This is a genomic window from Roseovarius sp. B-10 (assembly GCF_056859295.1).
This window is the reverse complement of the sequence record NZ_JBSXOE010000030.1, coordinates 93,948-111,013: the sequence shown is the minus strand read 5'-3', so window position 1 is coordinate 111,013 and position 17,066 is coordinate 93,948. Positions and strand designations below refer to the sequence as shown.

The 17,066-nt window shown below is 67.0% G+C and carries 15 protein-coding genes; 9 read left to right on the top strand and 6 right to left on the bottom strand.

The features are described from left to right. Positions 1–21: 21 nt before the first annotated feature. The 4 genes from AC13D8_RS08185 to ispF form a co-directional block, all read right to left on the bottom strand. Positions 22–1,200 carry an ammonium transporter gene (locus AC13D8_RS08185; RefSeq protein ID WP_482968442.1) on the bottom strand — a complete coding sequence of 393 codons (1,179 nt, stop codon included), beginning with the start codon at positions 1,198–1,200 and terminating at the stop codon, positions 22–24. Positions 1,201–1,363: 163 nt separating this feature from the next. After that, the gene (locus AC13D8_RS08180) at positions 1,364–1,834 is read right to left on the bottom strand and encodes a CinA family protein (RefSeq protein WP_129431721.1); all 471 of its coding nucleotides are present in this window, start codon (positions 1,832–1,834) and stop codon (positions 1,364–1,366) included. Next, a complete protein-coding gene (locus tag AC13D8_RS08175) occupies positions 1,831–2,319 on the bottom strand; it encodes a phosphatidylglycerophosphatase A family protein (protein WP_482968441.1) in 489 nt (162 codons plus the stop codon). The genes AC13D8_RS08180 and AC13D8_RS08175 overlap by 4 nt, the downstream gene beginning before the upstream one ends. Next, positions 2,316–3,449 (bottom strand): 2-C-methyl-D-erythritol 2,4-cyclodiphosphate synthase, encoded by a 1,134-nt coding sequence (gene ispF / locus AC13D8_RS08170; RefSeq protein ID WP_482968440.1) that lies wholly within the window; start codon positions 3,447–3,449, stop codon positions 2,316–2,318. Before ispF ends, AC13D8_RS08175 begins: the two co-directional genes overlap by 4 nt. Before the next feature lie 160 nt (positions 3,450–3,609). Here ispF and dusB point away from each other — a divergent pair, with 160 nt between their 5' ends. The 5 genes from dusB (at position 3,610) to ntrX (ending at position 10,802) form a co-directional block, all read left to right on the top strand. Further along, complete coding sequence (gene dusB / locus AC13D8_RS08165) at positions 3,610–4,593, top strand: tRNA dihydrouridine synthase DusB (RefSeq protein WP_482968439.1); 984 nt, start codon at positions 3,610–3,612, stop codon at positions 4,591–4,593. Further along, positions 4,590–5,672, top strand: coding sequence for a two-component system sensor histidine kinase NtrB (locus tag AC13D8_RS08160; protein ID WP_482968438.1), 1,083 nt, complete (start codon positions 4,590–4,592; stop codon positions 5,670–5,672). The genes dusB and AC13D8_RS08160 overlap by 4 nt, the downstream gene beginning before the upstream one ends. Before the next feature lie 3 nt (positions 5,673–5,675). After that, on the top strand, positions 5,676–7,037 hold the full coding sequence (locus AC13D8_RS08155; RefSeq protein ID WP_482968437.1) for a response regulator: 1,362 nt from the start codon (positions 5,676–5,678) through the stop codon (positions 7,035–7,037). A 98-nt stretch (positions 7,038–7,135) separates the two neighbouring features. Next, positions 7,136–9,400 carry a sensor histidine kinase NtrY-like gene (locus tag AC13D8_RS08150; protein ID WP_482968436.1) on the top strand — a complete coding sequence of 755 codons (2,265 nt, stop codon included), beginning with the start codon at positions 7,136–7,138 and terminating at the stop codon, positions 9,398–9,400. A 7-nt stretch (positions 9,401–9,407) separates the two neighbouring features. Continuing rightward, complete coding sequence (ntrX, locus tag AC13D8_RS08145) at positions 9,408–10,802, top strand: nitrogen assimilation response regulator NtrX (RefSeq protein ID WP_482968435.1); 1,395 nt, start codon at positions 9,408–9,410, stop codon at positions 10,800–10,802. A gap of 16 nt (positions 10,803–10,818) precedes the next feature. Here ntrX and AC13D8_RS08140 read toward each other — a convergent pair whose 3' ends face one another. Beyond that, positions 10,819–11,205 carry a hypothetical protein gene (locus tag AC13D8_RS08140; protein ID WP_482968434.1) on the bottom strand — a complete coding sequence of 129 codons (387 nt, stop codon included), beginning with the start codon at positions 11,203–11,205 and terminating at the stop codon, positions 10,819–10,821. Positions 11,206–11,260: 55 nt separating this feature from the next. Continuing rightward, complete coding sequence (locus AC13D8_RS08135; RefSeq protein WP_482968433.1) at positions 11,261–12,172, bottom strand: LysR family transcriptional regulator; 912 nt, start codon at positions 12,170–12,172, stop codon at positions 11,261–11,263. Between the two features lie 297 nt (positions 12,173–12,469). Between AC13D8_RS08135 and trkA the strand changes: the two genes are divergently transcribed. The 4 genes from trkA to hflX all read left to right on the top strand — a co-directional run bounded on the left by trkA (position 12,470) and on the right by hflX (position 17,013). Continuing rightward, positions 12,470–13,849 carry a Trk system potassium transporter TrkA gene (gene trkA, locus AC13D8_RS08130; protein WP_129431729.1) on the top strand — a complete coding sequence of 460 codons (1,380 nt, stop codon included), beginning with the start codon at positions 12,470–12,472 and terminating at the stop codon, positions 13,847–13,849. A 4-nt stretch (positions 13,850–13,853) separates the two neighbouring features. Continuing rightward, entirely contained in the window at positions 13,854–15,377 is a 1,524-nt protein-coding gene (locus AC13D8_RS08125) for a TrkH family potassium uptake protein (protein ID WP_482968432.1), read from the top strand. Between the two features lie 116 nt (positions 15,378–15,493). Further along, a complete protein-coding gene (gene hfq, locus AC13D8_RS08120; RefSeq protein ID WP_104018005.1) occupies positions 15,494–15,733 on the top strand; it encodes an RNA chaperone Hfq in 240 nt (79 codons plus the stop codon). Positions 15,734–15,750: 17 nt separating this feature from the next. Then, positions 15,751–17,013 carry a GTPase HflX gene (gene hflX, locus AC13D8_RS08115; RefSeq protein ID WP_482968431.1) on the top strand — a complete coding sequence of 421 codons (1,263 nt, stop codon included), beginning with the start codon at positions 15,751–15,753 and terminating at the stop codon, positions 17,011–17,013. The last annotated feature ends 53 nt before the right edge of the window (positions 17,014–17,066 follow it).

Below are 17,066 nucleotides of genomic sequence, written 5' to 3'. Positions count from 1 at the left end.
GCCGCCCGCGCCCCAGCCGCCCTAGCTTGTCATGTCATAGGCCCTTTCGCCATGCACGCTCAGGTCGAGGCCGTTGGTCTCCGTTTCCGCATCGACGCGCAGCGGGGTGATGGCACCCACGATCTTTATCAGGGCATAGGTCACCACGGCGGTGAATACGCCGACGATGGCAAGCGATCCCAGTTGCGCGGCCCAGCTTCCGGCGCCAAAGACCGCGATCATCACCGTGCCGAAAATGCCGCCGACGCCATGCACGGCAAAGACATCGAGCGTGTCGTCGATGTTCAGCCTGTCGCGGATCAGGTTGACCGCCTCCTGGCAGAGGATACCGGCCACGGCACCGATGATCAGCGCCTCGAGCGGCCCGACGAAGCCGCTGGCGGGCGTGATCGAGGCCAGCCCCGCGATTGTGCCGGTGACCATGCCCACAAGAGACGCCCGCCCGAACTTGATCTTTTCCCACAACGCCCATGAAAGCGATGCCGCGGCCGCCGAGATATGCGTGACGGTAAGGGCCATCGCCGCGCCGCCATCGGCGGCAAGCTGCGAGCCACCATTGAAGCCGAACCAGCCCACCCAGAGCATCGCGGCCCCAACCATGACAAGGCCGGGGCTGTGCGGCGGAGTGGTGCGGTTTCTGCGCGGCCCGAGCGTTATGGCGAGGATCAACGCGGCCAGGCCTGCGGTTTCGTGCACCACGATGCCGCCGGCAAAATCCCGGACACCCATGGCGCCGAAAATCCCACCATCCGCCAGGAACCCGCCGCCCCATACCCAGTGCGCCACGGGCGCATAGCACAGCAGCATCCAGAGCGTCGAAAACAGCAGAACGAAGCCGAAACCGATGCGCTCGACATAGGCGCCCACGATCAGTGCCGGGGTGATGATCGCGAATGTCATCTGGAACATGAAGAACAGAACCTCGGGCAGGGTGCCCGAGAGGCTGTCAGCGGTGATGCCGCGCAGCAGCGCCTTGCCCGCGCCGCCCCAGATGGCGTTACCCTCGCCAAACGCGATCGAGTAACCCGCCACGAACCACAGAACGCTCATCAGACAGGCAATCGCGTAGCACTGCATGAAGACGCTGAGCACATTCCGGGCACGAACGAGACCGCCATAGAACAATGCCAGCCCCGGTAGAGTCATGAACAGCACGAGCGCCGTCGCGACGATAATCCAAGCAGTATCCGCTGCGTTCATTGGAAAATATCCCCATCCCATTTGCGTCGGATGTGGTGAAGCGCAGTCCGCTCGAGGAAAAAAGCAGCAATGCCATGGTAGCGCGATCAATTCACGGGCAAATTGCAAACTGGCGCGTATTTATGCAGGAATTTTACCGTCTGCGGTGACAAGAGGCAAAAAATCAACGCAGGCTTTCGGCCAGCAAGACCAGCGCGTGATCGCGCGACAGGCGGCGCACCTCGGCGCGGCCCTGCGGCCCAAACTCCCGTGTCTCGGCCTGCGTCGGGTGGCCAGCCATGGCCAGCCCGAAGCAAACCCGACCTTCAGGTTTGTGCTCCGAACCTCCAGGTCCGGCGATGCCGGTGATCGCCACGGCAAGCTGCGCGCCGCTATGGGCGAGCGCGCCCTCGGCCATCTCGCGGGCGACCTCCTCGGATACGGCACCGTGGGCGGCGAGCGTGCCGGGTGAGACGCCCAGCATTTCGATCTTAGCGGCGTTGGAATAGGTGACGAAGCCGCGCTCCACCACCGCTGAAGAGCCCGCCACGTCCGTCAGCGCCACCGCGACCATGCCGCCGGTGCAGCTCTCGGCGGTGGCGATCATTACGCCACGTTCCCGCGCTATATCAAGAATTTGCGCGGCAATCTTCATGCGAATATCCCGTGCGCGACCCATGCCCCCAGTATCACGCAGAGCGCCGCCGCAAGGCCTGCGAGGATGTCGTCGAGCATCACACCCAGCGCATCGCCGCGCCGGTCGGCCCAGCCGATCGGACCCGGCTTCCAGATGTCGAACAGGCGAAAGGCCACGAAGGCCACCACCCAGCCTGGCCACAGCGCGGTCACCGCTACACCAGCATGGGCCGCGCCGACCGAGACGGGCAGGAGGGCGAGCCATTGGCCCGCCACCTCGTCGATCACGATCTCGGAAGGGTCGTGATTGTCTTTTCCTTGTGTTTCCAACGCGGTGGCCCACCATCCCGATACGAAGGCGACGAGAACGCCCAGCGTGAGCAACACCGGCCCGCCCAGCACGTGCAGCGCCCACGCCATCGGTAGAGCCGCCAGCGAACCCCATGTGCCGGGGGCGGGGCGCAGGTGGCCGACATAGAGAAAGGTGGCAATGAGATGGGTCATGCGGGGCCTTTCATCAGCATGACGGCGGCCTGCGCGGCGATCCCTTCGCCGCGCCCGGTGAAGCCCAGCCGTTCGGTTGTCGTGGCCTTGACCGAGACGCGGTCAGGGGCCACGCCGGTCATCCCCGCGATGGCCGCGCGCATGACCTGCGCATGGGGGCCGATCTTGGGATCTTCACAGATGAGGGTTACGTCCATGTTGTTGATCCTGAACCCCTTGTCGGCAGCGAGCCTCGCCGCGTGGCGCAGGAAGACATGGCTTTCGGTGCCTTTCCATTGCGGGTCGGAGGGCGGGAAATGCCGCCCGATATCGCCCTCGGCCAGCGCGCCGTAGATTGCGTCGGTGAGCGCGTGCAACCCGACATCGGCATCGGAATGGCCCTGCAACCCGCGCGCGTGCGGCACGGCCACGCCGCAGAGCATGACATGATCCCCCGGCCCGAAGCGATGCACGTCAAAGCCTGTGCCAACGCGAATATCCATCGTAGCCCCCAATATCCGGTCCGCCCGCGCGAAATCCTCCGCGTGGGTGATCTTGAGATTGTCCGCATCGCCCGGTGTGATCGTCACTGGCAGCCCAGCGGCGCGGGCCACGGCGACATCATCGGCGGCGGTGCCGTCATGGGCGCGGTGCGCGGCGAGGATGGCCGCGAAATCAAACCCCTGTGGCGTCTGCGCCGCATATAGCCCGATTCGATCCTGCGTGCCCGTCACATAGCCTTCCGCGCCGGTCCAGAGCGCATCGGTCACGGGCAGTGCCGGGGCGGCGGCGGGCGCGCCCGCGTCGAGCGCGGCGATCACCCCCTCGATCACCCCGCGCGGCGGGGTGGCGCGGGCGGCGTCGTGGATCAGTACATGGCGCGGCATGATTCCGTGCGCCGCGAGGTTCTCTAGCCCCGCGCGAACCGAGGCCGCACGGGTGGCCCCGCCGGGCACGGCCTCGACGCCTGCGGGCGCGCGTTCCATGTCGTCAGGGTGCAGCACAAGGACGACACGCGCGACATGGGGGGTGAGCGCGGCCAGCGTCCAATCGAGCACGCGACGGCCCGCGAGCGGCTGCCATTGCTTGGGCAGGTCCCCGCCCGCGCGGGTGCCGCGGCCTGCGGCGACGATGAGGGCGGCGCGTGTCATGGCATCTTGATTACGTCGCGCCAAGCGCAAGCGCAATGGCGGCGTAACTGCCCATTTTATAGGCAACCCCTCGGGCAAGCTGGCCAAATCTCCCCTTGCCACGTTGTGCAAGTCGGGGCAGGCGGCTACAAGAGAGGCGTTGCACAGGGATTGGGCAAAGATGTTCTCACTAGCCGACAGAGTGATCGCACCGCCGGTGCTGCTGGCGCCGATGGCGGGAATCACGGACTTGCCGTTCCGTGACCTGGTGAGCGGCTTTGGTGCCGGACTGGTGGTGAGCGAGATGATCGCGAGCCGCGAGATGCTGTCGGCGCGGCCCGGTGTGCGCGAAAAGGCCGAGCTGGGCCTCGGTGCCGCCGACACCTCGGTGCAGATCGCGGGCTGCGAGGCCGGACCAATGGCCGAGACGGCGCGGATGCTGGCGGGCGAGGGGGCGCGGATCATCGACATCAACATGGGCTGTCCGGCCAAGAAGGTGACGCGGGCGCGCGGCGCCGGCGCTTCCGGATCGGCACTGATGCGCGACCCCGGGCACGCGCTCCGGCTGGTCGAGGCGGTGGTAGATGCTGTTGACGTGCCGGTGACGCTCAAAATGCGGCTGGGCTGGGATCACGCGAGCCTCAACGCGCCGCAGATCGCCGCGCGCGCAGAGGCGGCGGGGGTGTCGATGATCGTGGTGCACGGGCGGACGCGGTGCCAGTTCTACAAGGGCCATGCCGACTGGGCGGCGGTGCGCGCGGTCAAGGAGGCGGTCAGCGTGCCGGTGGTGATCAACGGTGATATCGTGGACAGCGCCTCGGCGCGCGCGGCACTGAGGCTGAGCGGCGCGGACGGGGTGATGATCGGACGGGGCGCGCAAGGCAAGCCCTGGCTGCTGGCGCAGGTGGCGGCGGAACTCTGGGGCGCGAAGGCACCGGCGGTGCCACAAGGCGACGCGCTGGCGGAGATGATGGCCGCGCATCACGACGCGATGCTGTCCTTCTACGGGCGCGAGTTGGGCGGGCGCGTGGCGCGCAAGCACCTGGGCTGGTACATGGACCACGCCGGCACGCCGCAAGTCCTGCGCCGCCAGGTTTTGACCGCCGCCCCGGACGCGGTGGCGCGGCTCCTGCCAGAGGCCATCGGCTTGCGGTGCGCGGCATGAGCACGGACACCGCAGAGGAGCCGCTCTGGGCGTCGCTGCCGGTTCCCGCACTGGTGGTCGATGCCGACGACCGGATCGTGCGGATCAATCCGGCGGCGGAGGGCTTCATGCTGGTGTCGCAGCGCGCCGTGGCGGGCGAGCCGGTCTGGGACCGGCTGGCCGTCGATGCGCCGCTGGAGGAAGCGTTCGAGCGCGCACGGGCCAGTGGCGCACCGCTTTTCGTCAACGATGTCGATATCGGCACCGGGGCGCGCGCGCCGATGCTGTGCAACCTGCAGGTCGCGCCGCTGGCGGGCGCACCGGGGCAGATGCTGATCCTGCTCGCCCCGCGCGAGCTTGCCGGGCGGATGGCGCAGAAAAGCGGCGTAAAGGCCGCCGCGCGCTCGGCCATCGGCATGGCCGAGATGCTGGCCCACGAGATCAAGAACCCGCTGGCGGGGATCACCGGCGCGGCGCAGCTTCTGTCGATGAATGCAAGCGCAGCGGATCGCGAACTGACCGATCTCATCGTCGGCGAGAGCCGCCGCATCGTCGGACTGCTGGACCGGGTCGAGCAATTCGGCAATGTCACGCGCCCGGTACTGCGGAGGGTGAACCTGCACGATGTGCTCGACCGCGCGCGGCGCTCCGCGATGGTGGGGTTCGCGGCGGGGATGCGCTTTGTCGAGGAATACGACCCCTCGCTGCCGCACGCGCTCGGCGATGGTGATCAGCTTTTGCAGGTGGTGCTCAACCTGCTGAAAAACGCGGCCGAGGCGGCACCGGACGGCAAGGGAACGATCCGGCTGCACACCTATTACGACGGCGCGCTTCGCGTGCGGCGCAACGACGGGGCGGGGCTGGCGCTACCACTGCAGATCGAGATCATCGACGACGGCCCCGGCCTGCCGCCCGACATCGCCGAGGAGATTTTCGAGCCCTTCGTCTCGGGCCGCGAGAACGGCACTGGCCTGGGGTTGGCGCTGGCGGCCAAGATCATCTCGGAGCATGGCGGCTGGATCTCGGTCAGCTCTGTTCCGGGCCGCACCGTGTTCCGCATATCGTTGCAACGCGCCGATGCGCAGGAAGAGGGAGACTGACCCATGGACGGCACGGTCCTGGTCGCCGATGACGACCGCACGATCCGCACGGTTCTGACGCAGGCGCTGACGCGGGCGGGCTGCCGGGTGCACGCCACCTCGAGCCTGACCACGCTAATGCGCTGGGTCGGCGAGGGGCGCGGCGACGTGGTGATATCGGACGTGGTGATGCCCGACGGAAACGGGTTGGAGATGCTGCCCAAGATCGCCGAGGACCGGCCCGGCCTGCCGGTGATCGTGATCTCGGCGCAGAACACCATCATGACCGCGATCAAGGCCGCCGAAGCGGAGGCGTTCGACTACCTGCCAAAACCGTTCGACCTGCCCGACCTGATGAAGCGTACCGCGCGGGCGCTCGAGGCGCGCGAGCGGGCACCGGCGACGGCCCGGCAAGACGAGCGGCCCGAGGAACTGCCGCTTGTAGGGCGCAGCCCGGCTATGCAGCGGCTCTACAAGGTGGTGGCGCAGGTCATGCACAGCGATCTGCCGGTGATGATCTGCGGCGAATCGGGCACCGGAAAGTCGCTGGTGGCGCACGCGATCCACGATTATTCTGATCGGCGCACGCTGCCGCTGGCCACGGTGACGGCGCCGGACCTGCACGATCTCGACGGGCCGTCGCAGGTGATGGCGCGAGTGCGTGGTGGCACGCTGGTGCTCGACGAGGTGAGCGATCTGCCGCAGGAGGCGCAGGGTCGCGTAGTGCGGATGATGGACGCACCCGGCGAGCACGCACCGCGCTTCATGGCCACCAGCCGCATCTCGCCCGCCACCGCGCTCGAGGAGGGACGGCTGCGCGAGGACCTGTATTACCGGCTGAGCGGGGTGACGATCGAGGTGCCATCCTTGCGCGACCGGATCGAGGATATCGAGCTGCTTGCCGGTCATTTCCTGGGCCGCGACCTCCGGCCCGGCCAGCCCGAGCGGCATTTTTCCGAGGACGCGCTGGAGATGATGCGTGCCTATAGCTGGCCGGGCAATGTCCGCCAGCTCGAGAACGCGGTGCGCCGGATCGCGCTCACCGCCCAGACCGAGGAGATCGGCCGCGCCGAGATCGCCGCCATCCTCGGCAACCAGCCGCGCGCCGAGCCGGTGATCCAGCCGGGCCGCAGCGAGACGCTGACCGGCGCGGTCACGGCGCATCTGCGGCGATATTTCGACCTGCACGGCGCCGACCTGCCGCCCCCTGGGCTGCACGGCCGGATCCTGCGCGAGATCGAGGCACCGCTCATCGAGATTGCGCTCGAGGCCACCGGTGGCAACCAGATCCGCTGCGCCGAGCTATTGGGGATCAATCGCAATACCCTGCGCAAGAAGATCACCGATCTGGATATTCGCGTGACTCGCCGCCGCAAGTTGATGTAAACCTGCAACAGCACTGTGACGATCAGGGCGCACACTCGGCCTCGCCCCTAGGTTTCGTGGTGAGCGTGGCTGCGTCCACTGTATGATGGGAGAGGATCGTGGCGCTGGCGACACGCGGATTGCGCGCGGGCAGGCGCGGCTGGCTCGGGCCACGCCGGTTGCGGAAGTTACGCAACTGGGGGGCGTTCGGTCTCGTTCTTACCGGCCCGGCGCTGGCGGTGCTGACCTACATGGTGATGGGCCCGCTCGACCGCGGCAGCGGGTCGGGGGCGCTGCGGCTGGTGCTGCTGGCCGACATGATCTACGTGCTGATCGTCGCCGGGCTGGTGTTGCAACGGGTCGCGCGGATGATCGCGGCACGGCGCTCGCGCTCGGCGGGATCGAAGCTACACCTGCGTTTGACCGGCGTGTTCGCAGTGATGGCGATCCTGCCGACAGTGGCGGTGGCGGTGTTCGCGATGCTGTCGATCAACATGGGGCTGGAGGCGTGGTTTTCCGAGCGGGTGGGCCGCGTCGTGGACAGCTCGGTCGCCGCCGCCAAGGCCTACGAGGACGAACACCGCCGCGACCTGCTGGCCGATGCGCGGGTGCTCAAACGGGTGATCGACGGCACGCGCCGCGCCTCGGTCTTCATGAGCGATGGTGATATCCGGCAGGTACTGTCCTCGGGCCAGCGCGAGATCCAGCGCGGCCTCAAGGAAGCGTTCGTGATCGACGGCACCGGCGAGATCCGCGCCCGCGGCGAGCGCTCCTACCTGTTCGACTACGAGGAGCCGACTGCGGACCAGATCGCGCAGGCGCGCGAGCAGGGTGCGCTGGTGATCCGCGACTGGGATAATAACGAGTTCCGCGCGCTGCTGCCGCTCGCCGCCTTTGCCAACCGTTTGCTCTATGTGAGCCGCACGGTGGATGGCGACATCCTCAACCTGCTCGACGAGACGCAGGAGACGGCGGCATTTTACAATCAACGCGAGAGCGAGCGGGGGCGGGTGCTGTTCGAGTTCGGGCTGGTCTATTTCGGTTTCGCGCTCATTCTCATCCTCGCCGCGATCTGGCTGGGCATGTGGTTTGCCGAGCGGCTGTCGCGGCCCGTGGGACGACTCACCTCGGCGGCGCAACGGGTGGGTGAAGGCGATCTCGACACGCAGGTGCGCGAAGAGGCAGGTGACGACGAGATTTCCGAGTTGGGGCGCTATTTCAACCAGATGACCCGCCAGCTCAAGGGGCAGCGCGACCGGCTTCTGGCCAACACGCGGCAGATCGAGCAGCGGCGGCGGCTGTTTGATTCGGTGCTTGGCTCGGTGTCGTCGGGCGTGGTCGGGCTCGATGCGCAGGGGCGTGTGACCTTCGTCAACCGCGCCGCCGAGCGGCTGCTCGACTGGCACGAAGACCAGCAATCGCTGGCGCTGGCGGCAGCGGTGCCGGAATTCGGGGCGCTGTTTTCGCGGCTCAGGCAGAGCCAGGGCGGCTTCGTCCAGGAGGAAATCGCGGTGACACGCGGTCGGCGGCAGGAGAACCTCCTGGTGCGCATGTCCACCCGGACGGGCGAAGGCGGGCGGCGCGAGGGCTACGTCGTGGCGTTCGATGACGTGACCGAGCTGGTGACGGCGCAGCGCATGGCCGCCTGGGGCGACGTGGCGCGGCGTATTGCCCACGAGATCAAGAACCCGCTCACGCCCATCTCGCTCAGCGCCGAGCGCATCAAGCGCAAGTTCGCACGGCAGTTGCCCGAGGAGGAGGCGGCCAAGCTGGAGGAACTGACCGACGTGGTGGTGCGACAGACCGCCGATTTGCGGCGCATCGTCGACGAGTTCTCGAAATTCGCGCGGATGCCACAGCCCAAGACGCGGGTCGAGAGCCTGTCCAAGGTGCTGCGCGAAGCGGTCATGCTGCAGGAGACCGGCCAGCCCGACACACGCTTCGACCTGGCGCTCAGCGACGACGGGCTGATGGCCGAGATCGACCCGGCGATGATCGGGCAGGCGCTGACCAACCTCATCAAGAACGCGGGCGAGGCGATCGAGAGTCTGCGCGAGGCGGGTGCGCCCGAAGGGCATGTGCCGACCATCCGCGTCGAAAGCCGGGTAGAGGATGGCGTGGCGGTGATCGCCATTTCCGACAACGGGATCGGCTTGCCGCAGGACAGCGCCCGGCTGTTCGAGCCTTACGTGACCACGCGCGAGAAAGGCACCGGGCTGGGCCTGCCGATCGTCAAGAAAATCATCGAAGAGCATGGCGGCACGCTGGTGCTGGAGGATGCCGACGCTTTCGTCCCGGGCGCACATATCGGGGCGCGGGCGGTGGTGCGCATGCCGCTGCACAGCAGCGAACAGACAAATGAAAGGGCCCCTGCGGCCGAGTGAGGATGGTATGAGCGACATTCTGATCGTCGATGATGAGCGCGACATTCGCGAGGTGATCTCCGATATTCTCGGGGATGAGGGCTTTGATACCCGCCTCGCCGCCAATTCCGACGAGGCGATGGCGGCGATCCGCTCCGATCCGCCGGGCCTGTTGATCCTCGATATCTGGCTCAAGGACAGCCAGATGGACGGCATCGACATCCTCAAGTCGGTCAAGCGTGACCATCCGGACATCCCGGTCATCATCATCTCGGGGCACGGCAATATCGAGATCGCGGTCGCGGCGATCAAGCAGGGTGCCTACGACTTCATCGAGAAGCCGTTCAACATCGACCAGCTCCTCGTGGTGATCCGCCGCGGCATGGAGACGAGCCGCCTGCGACGCGAGAACCAGGCGCTCCGCCGGCGCGAGAGCGCGCCGTCGCAGATGCTGGGCAGCTCATCCTCCTTCCGCGCGCTCCTGTCGCAGCTCGACAAGGTCACGCGCTCCAACGGGCGGGTGATGCTCACCGGGTTGTCGGGCGTCGGCAAGGAGCTGGCCGCGCGCTACATCCACGCCAACTCGTCACGCGCCGAAGCCCCGTTCGTTACCGTCAACTGTGCCGCCGTCGCCGCCGAGCGCATGGAGGAGGTGCTGTTTGGCCACGAGGCTTCGGAGACCGGGATCGCACAGGGGCTGCTCGAGCAGGCGAATGGCGGCGTGCTCTACCTCGACGAGGTGGCCGACCTGCCGCCCGGTACGCAATCCAAGATCCTTCGCGTGCTGGTGGATCAGACCTTCCTGCGTGTCGGTGGCGGCGACAAGGTCAACGTCGATGTTCGGGTGATTTCCTCGACAAGCCGTGACCTCGAGACCGAGATCGCCGAGGGCCGGTTCCGGCGAGAGCTTTATCACCGGCTCAACGTGGTGCCGATCCGGGTGCCGGGGCTGGAAGAGCGGCGCGAGGACATCCCGCAACTGGCCGAACATTTCATCGGGTTGCTGCACGAAACGCAGGGCCTGCCGAAACGCGCGCTGTCCGAAGAGGCGGCCGCGTTGCTGCAGACGATGAACTGGCCCGGCAACATTCGGCAGTTGCGCAACCTGATCGAGCGAGTGCTCATCCTCGGCGACGGGGGTGACGCGATCTCGGCGGCGGAACTCCCCGGCGAGGCCGCCGCCCCGTCCGAGGGCGCACGCGTGATCGTGTCGGGCAGCGTGGCCACCCTGCCGCTGCGCGAAGCGCGCGAGGCGTTCGAGCGGGAATACCTCGTGACCCAGATCAACCGGTTTGGCGGCAATATCAGCCGCACGGCGGAATTCGTCGGAATGGAGCGAAGCGCGCTGCACCGCAAGCTCAAGTCACTTGGCGTGGTGCCGCCCGCACGCAGCGACCGCGACGATACCGCCGCGGCCGAGTGATCGATCAAAGTGTGGATCAGAGGCAGTCGCGAAGCCGCCAGCCGCCCGCGTGCAACCGAAGCCGCCCGCCGCCGGTAAAGCTCAGCACCAGAGTGGCAAACACAGCGGCGACGAGCTCGACCTGCAGCGCAGTGTTGTCACCGAAGAGCGCGAACGCCGCACCGCAGACCACCATGCCGATGATTGCCACGATACGGCTATAGATGCCCAGCAGAAGCCACAACGCCACCAACGCGAAAAACACGGCCGCAGCGACATCGAGCACGCCGGTGCCGGTCTCGATCCTGAGCCCGAACGTGCCGAGCACCCCGGGCGAGAGGTGATTGACCACATGGGTCATGAAGAAGACCGCGAGCGATAGCCGGGCGACAAGGCCGACGGTCTGAATAAGTGCCTGTTGCATGGCTGCCTCGTGTTCATGTCTTTTAAACCGAAGGTGCCGCCATAAGGGACAACAATCAACCCTGAATTGTGTAAAGGCGCCCTTGCGTTTCCGGAAACTCCTCTGCCGCATTCGGCAGATCGGTGAGGTGCCGGCAAATCCAGTCGACCACCGCGCGCAGGTCAGCGTCCTCGCTCCGGCTTTCGTGGTAGATGAGGTAGAGATCGCGCGTGGCATCAAGGCCGCTTCCCGGCACGCGGACGAGATCTGGCTCGTGCGCGGCCATAACGGCGGGTAGAACGGCGGCCAGCCCGAGGCTGTGCATCGCCGGTATCACCTGTGCGAAACTGTCGGCCTTGAGAATGGCGTCACTGCCGAACCATGCGCGGCGGGCCTCGGCATACTGAGCGCTATAGCGGTCGGTGAGGCTCGCCCAGCCGTCTCCCTTCTCCCAGCCCCGCGGGGCGTAGAGCGCGAAGGGAAACGGGCCGCACCGGCGGGTCTTGAGCCGTCCCGTCTCCGGGAGGTTGAAGACGAGCGCGACATCCGACATGCCCAGCCCGGCCTCGTAGACGCGGCTCTCGAACACCGGGCGCAGATGGGCGCGCTCCTGCCACAGCTCTTTCACGGCAGGCACGAGCACATGCGAGATGATCGACGGCAGTGCGCCGATGCGAATGTCCCGGGCCTCGTCCGGGGTACTCTCGCTCACGCGGCTCAGCTCGGAAAAGATCATCCCGTCCGCATGCTCGAACGCCTCTATCAGTGAGGACAGGCGCGGGTTGAGAAGCCAGCCGCCATCGGATTTCACGAAAGGCGAGATACCGAGTTCCTCGCGCAACCGCGCGATCTGCCGCGAAACGGTCGAGGTGGTGGTCTCCAACTCCTCGGCGGCGCGCGTCATGGACCCGCAACGATGCACGGCGAGCAGCACGCGCAGATCGTCGAACAGGCGGGCATAAGACAATTTCGAGCGCGAGGTCGCCAATCGGGTTTCTCTCCTTTCACGTATGACGGCATGATGACAGCCGTCCGGTCAAACGGGTCGCATATGGCACGCGTTTCACTGTATACAAGTGCATCCAATGCATGGCGGCCATGACATGACGCGATGGCGGGGCCGATGGAATGGCGCGGTCCGCACTTCCATCTTGCGCGGGTAGCGCAGCGCTTGCCACCTGTGCAGACGCATAGGAACGCGCCATGGCGGCAAGCCGGACAAAGCGATTGACCGGTCTGCGGGCTTCTGTCATGCAGCAGCTTCAGTCAGGTCGGGACAAGCGGCATGAAGGTTATCATCTGCGGCGCCGGTCAGGTAGGCTGGCAGATCGCACGCCACCTGTCGGGCGAGAACAACGACGTCGTCGTGGTGGACAACAACCCCGAGCTGGTGCGGCGTGCCACGGATACGCTTGACGTGCAGGGGGTGGTCGGCTTTGCCTCTCACCCGGACGTGCTCGACCAGGCGGGGGCGGGGGATGCCGAGATGGTTATCGCGGCGACCTATTCCGACGAGGTCAACATGGTCACCTGCCAGGTGGCGCATTCGGTCTTCGGTATCCGCCGCAAGATCGCGCGGCTGCGCAGTCAGACCTATCTCGACCCCGCCTATGCCGATCTCTATCGCCGCGACCACATGCCCATCGACGTGATGATCAGCCCCGAGCGCGAAGTCGCGCGCGCCGCGCTGCGGCGGCTGGCAATGCCGGTGGCGTTCGACACGGAAATGTTCATGGGCGGCGAGGCGCAACTTATCGGCCTGCGGCTCGACGAGGATTGCCCGGTACTCAACACGCCGCTGCGGCAGTTGAGCGACCTCTTTTCGACGCTGCGGGTGGTGGTGCTGGCGGTGCGGCGCGACGGGCGGCTTTTCGCGCCGGAATCCGGCGATCAGCTTTTCGAGGGCGACGATTGCTATCTCTTCGCGCCGGTCGAGGATGTGCCGCGCACGCTCGAGGTGTTCGGCAAGGCGCAGACCCGTCAGGAACGCGCGGTCATCATCGGCGGCGGCAATATCGGCCTGTCGGTGGCACAGGCGCTGGAGACGCGGACCGGCGGGCGCATCCGCGCCAAGGTGATCGAAAAGGACCGCGCCCGCGCCGAACGCGCCGCCGACGCGCTCGAACGGACCATCGTGCTTCACGGCGATGGGCTGGGCGCGGCAATCCTCGCCGAGGCCGGCATCGCGCGGGCCGATGCAGTGCTTGCCGTCACCGACGACGACAAGACCAACATGCTCGCCGCCGTGCGTGCCAAGGCCGAAGGCTGTCCCTTTGCCATCGCGCTGATCAACGATCCCACGCTGGTGCCGCTGATGGAGCCCTTGGGCATCGACGCCTACATCGATCCCCGCGCCACAACGGTGAGCTCGATCCTGCGCCATATCCGGCACGGCAAGGTGCGCGGCGTCTATTCGGTGGGCGATGCCGAGGGCGAGGTGCTGGAGGCTGAGGTGCTCGACACCTCCTCGATCGCCGGGGTGGCGCTGCGCGACGTGGATTTCCCCGAGGGCGTTTTGGTGGGCGGCGTGCGCAAGGCAAAAGGGATCGTCAAGCCCACCGGCTCGATGCGGCTCGAGGCGGGCGACGTGGTGGTGATCTTCGCGCTGGCGGCGGATGTGGCGGCGGTGGAACGGCTGTTGCAGGTGTCAGTGGACTATTTCTGACGTCATGACCGCGCGGCTCCTCAGATTCCCGCTATTCCTGATCCTCACGGGGATCGCCGCACTGATGATGCTGCTGCCCGCGCTCGACGCGCTGATGCGCGACGATACGAGTGTCGCGCGAGCGTTCTTCTACGCCGGGCTGTTGGGGCTTGCGGCGGTGATCTCGACCGGGCTGGCGATCTCGGGCCACGTGGCGGGGCGCGAGCCCACCGATGCGCAGCATCTGGGCTCGCTGCTGCTGGCCTATCTCTTCCTTCCGCTCTACCTCGCACTGCCCTTCTACGAGGGCGTGCAGACCACCACCTTTCTCAACGCCTATGTCGAGATGATGTCGAGCCTGACCACCACAGGGGCCACCATGTTCGATGCGCCGGGGCGGCTCGCCGACAGCCTGCACCTGTGGCGGGGCCTCGTCGGATGGGGCGGTGGGTTGCTGATCTGGATATCGGCGTCGGCGGTGCTTGCACCGATGAGCCTCGGGGGCTTCGAGGTGACGGTGCGCGCCGAGCCGGGGCAGGATGATGCGATGCTTGGCCGCTTTCAGCGCGCACTGCCTTCGCGGCGTGTGGCACAGGCGGCGCGCGTGCTGACGCCGGTCTATCTGGGGCTCACACTCGTGTTGTGGATCGCGCTGATGGCGGGAGGTGAGCGCGCCTTCGTGGCGCTGATCCACGCCATGTCGACGATGGCGACGAGCGGCATCTCGCCGGTCGGCGGGCTGCACAACGGGGCCTCGGGGCTGGGCGGCGAGATCGCGATATTCCTGTTTCTCGTCTTTGCGCTGTCGCGCCTGACATTCTCCTCGGACACCGTGCCGACTGCGCGGCCCGGCCTCGTCAACGACCCCGAATTCCGGCTGGGACTCGTGCTGGTGATGACGGTGCCGCTGGTGCTGTTCGCACGGCACTGGATCGGCTCCATCGAGCTGGCGGAGCCGGCGCACCCGGTCGAGGCGCTGCACGCGCTTTGGGGGGCGGTGTTCACGGTGCTGTCCTTCCTGTCTACCACGGGGTTCGAGAGCGCCGACTGGCAGGCATCGCGCGCGTGGTCAGGGCTGGGTGCGCCCGGCCTCATCCTGATGGGGCTGGCGATGATCGGCGGCGGCGTGGCGACCACGGCGGGCGGCGTGCGGCTGTTGCGCGTCTACGCGCTCTACCTGCACGCGCATCGCGAATTCGAGCGGCTGGTGCATCCCTCCTCGGTAGGCCGCGCCTCGGGGACGGGGCGGCGCATCCGGCGGCAAGGGGCCTACATCGCCTGGATATTCTTCATGCTCTTCGCGTTGACCCTGACTGCCGTGACCGCGGCTCTGGCCGCCGCCGGGCTCGATTTCGAGGCGGCGCTGATCGTCGCACTGGCGGGGCTCTCGACCACCGGACCGCTGATTACAAGCGCCACCGAAGACCCCATCCGACTGATCGAGCTGGGCAGCTTCGGCAAGCTGGTATTCTCGGTCGCGATGGTTCTGGGGCGGGTCGAGACGCTGGCGCTCGTGGCGCTCATCAATCCGGCGGCGTGGCGCGAATGAGCGGCGCCCGAAATTCGTGCTGGAAACTCGGCCCGCCTCGGGACATACTCGCCCTGACCTGAGGAAAGCCTGGTGCCGGATACGGTGCCTGCGAGAAAAAAAGGGCAGGGGATGTAATGGCTTCGGATCGTCAGAGTTTACAGGACGCGTTTCTCAACCATGTGCGCAAGGGCAAGATCCCGGTCACGATCTTTCTCATCAACGGCGTGAAATTGCAGGGTGTCATCACCTGGTTCGACAATTTCTGCATCCTGTTGCGGCGCGACGGTCAATCGCAGCTTGTCTACAAGCACGCGGTCTCGACCATCATGCCGTCGCAGCCGATTTCGCTCTACGAGGGCGACGGCGAGAATTGAGGGAACATGCTCGCCCCGTGACCCGGGCCCTTGTCCTGCATCCCGATATCGACTCCGGTACCGTCGGGCCCGCGCGCGACGCCGCGCTGGCCCTGGAGGAGGCGGTGTCGCTGGCGCATGCGCTGCCCGACCTCGAGGTCGTGGATGCGCGGGTCGTGCGCCTGCGCAAGCCCGATGCCGGGCGGCTCTTTGGCAAGGGCAAGCGCGAGGAGCTGAAGACAGCGATCGCCGCGGCGGAGGCGGATCTCGTGCTGGTCGATGGCCCGCTCACCCCTGTACAGCAGCGCAACCTCGAGCGCGACTGGGACATAAAGATCCTCGACCGTACCGGGCTGATCCTAGAGATTTTCAGCGACCGTGCCGCCACCCGCGAGGGCGTGTTGCAGGTCGAGATGGCGGCGCTCAGCTATCAGCGCACCCGGCTGGTGCGCGCCTGGACCCACCTCGAACGGCAGCGCGGCGGCCTCGGCTTCGTCGGCGGGCCCGGCGAGACACAGATCGAGGCCGACCGCCGCGCCATCGACGAACAGCTCGTGCGGCTGCGCCGGCAGCTCGACAAGGTGGTCAAGACACGAACCCTGCACCGCGCCGCGCGCGCCAAGGTGCCTTATCCCATCGTCGCGCTGGTGGGCTATACCAATGCCGGGAAATCCACGCTGTTCAACCGCCTGACCGGGGCCGAGGTGAAGGCAGAGGACATGCTCTTCGCCACGCTCGACCCGACGATGCGCCGCGTGGCGCTGCCGCATGGCGGCCCCGAGGTGATCCTCAGTGACACCGTGGGCTTCATCAGCGATCTGCCGACCGAACTGGTCGCGGCCTTCCGTGCCACGCTCGAAGAGGTGCTGGAGGCCGATCTCATCTGCCACGTCCGCGACATCTCGCACCCCGAGACCGAGGCGCAGGCACGCGACGTCGAGACCATCCTCGACAGCCTGGGCGTGGCCGAAGAAACCCCGCGCATCGAGGTCTGGAACAAGATCGACCGGCTGGACGCGGCGACCCGCGACGCCGCGCTGACGCAGGCCGCGCGGAGCGAACACGTTCAGGCGGTCTCGGCGGTCACCGGGCAGGGGATCGAGGCGCTCGTGGCGACCATGTCCGAGGCGCTCGCCGAGACGCGGCACCTGAGCGAGCTGCACCTGCGATTCGATGACGGGCGCCGACGGGCCTGGCTCTACGAGAACGATCTGGTGGAGGATGAACAGCAGACCGAGGACGGCTTTGCCCTCACGGTGCGCTGGACGGCCCGGCAGGAGGCGCGTTTCCGCGAGATGTGAGGCGACAGAGGGCTGCGATTGGACGTGCCTCACGGTATGTCTTGACCTTCCAG

What these genes read in the sequence shown, in the direction of transcription:
- AC13D8_RS08185 (WP_482968442.1), bottom strand. Translation starts at nt 1,200, where the DNA reads ATGAACGCAGCGGATACTGCTTGGATTATCGTCGCGACGGCGCTCGTG.
- AC13D8_RS08180 (WP_129431721.1), bottom strand. Translation starts at nt 1,834, where the DNA reads ATGAAGATTGCCGCGCAAATTCTTGATATAGCGCGGGAACGTGGCGTA.
- AC13D8_RS08175 (WP_482968441.1), bottom strand. Translation starts at nt 2,319, where the DNA reads ATGACCCATCTCATTGCCACCTTTCTCTATGTCGGCCACCTGCGCCCC.
- ispF (WP_482968440.1), bottom strand. Translation starts at nt 3,449, where the DNA reads ATGACACGCGCCGCCCTCATCGTCGCCGCAGGCCGCGGCACCCGCGCG.
- dusB (WP_482968439.1), top strand. Translation starts at nt 3,610, where the DNA reads ATGTTCTCACTAGCCGACAGAGTGATCGCACCGCCGGTGCTGCTGGCG.
- AC13D8_RS08160 (WP_482968438.1), top strand. Translation starts at nt 4,590, where the DNA reads ATGAGCACGGACACCGCAGAGGAGCCGCTCTGGGCGTCGCTGCCGGTT.
- AC13D8_RS08155 (WP_482968437.1), top strand. Translation starts at nt 5,676, where the DNA reads ATGGACGGCACGGTCCTGGTCGCCGATGACGACCGCACGATCCGCACG.
- ntrX (WP_482968435.1), top strand. Translation starts at nt 9,408, where the DNA reads ATGAGCGACATTCTGATCGTCGATGATGAGCGCGACATTCGCGAGGTG.
- AC13D8_RS08140 (WP_482968434.1), bottom strand. Translation starts at nt 11,205, where the DNA reads ATGCAACAGGCACTTATTCAGACCGTCGGCCTTGTCGCCCGGCTATCG.
- trkA (WP_129431729.1), top strand. Translation starts at nt 12,470, where the DNA reads ATGAAGGTTATCATCTGCGGCGCCGGTCAGGTAGGCTGGCAGATCGCA.
- AC13D8_RS08125 (WP_482968432.1), top strand. Translation starts at nt 13,854, where the DNA reads ATGACCGCGCGGCTCCTCAGATTCCCGCTATTCCTGATCCTCACGGGG.
- hfq (WP_104018005.1), top strand. Translation starts at nt 15,494, where the DNA reads ATGGCTTCGGATCGTCAGAGTTTACAGGACGCGTTTCTCAACCATGTG.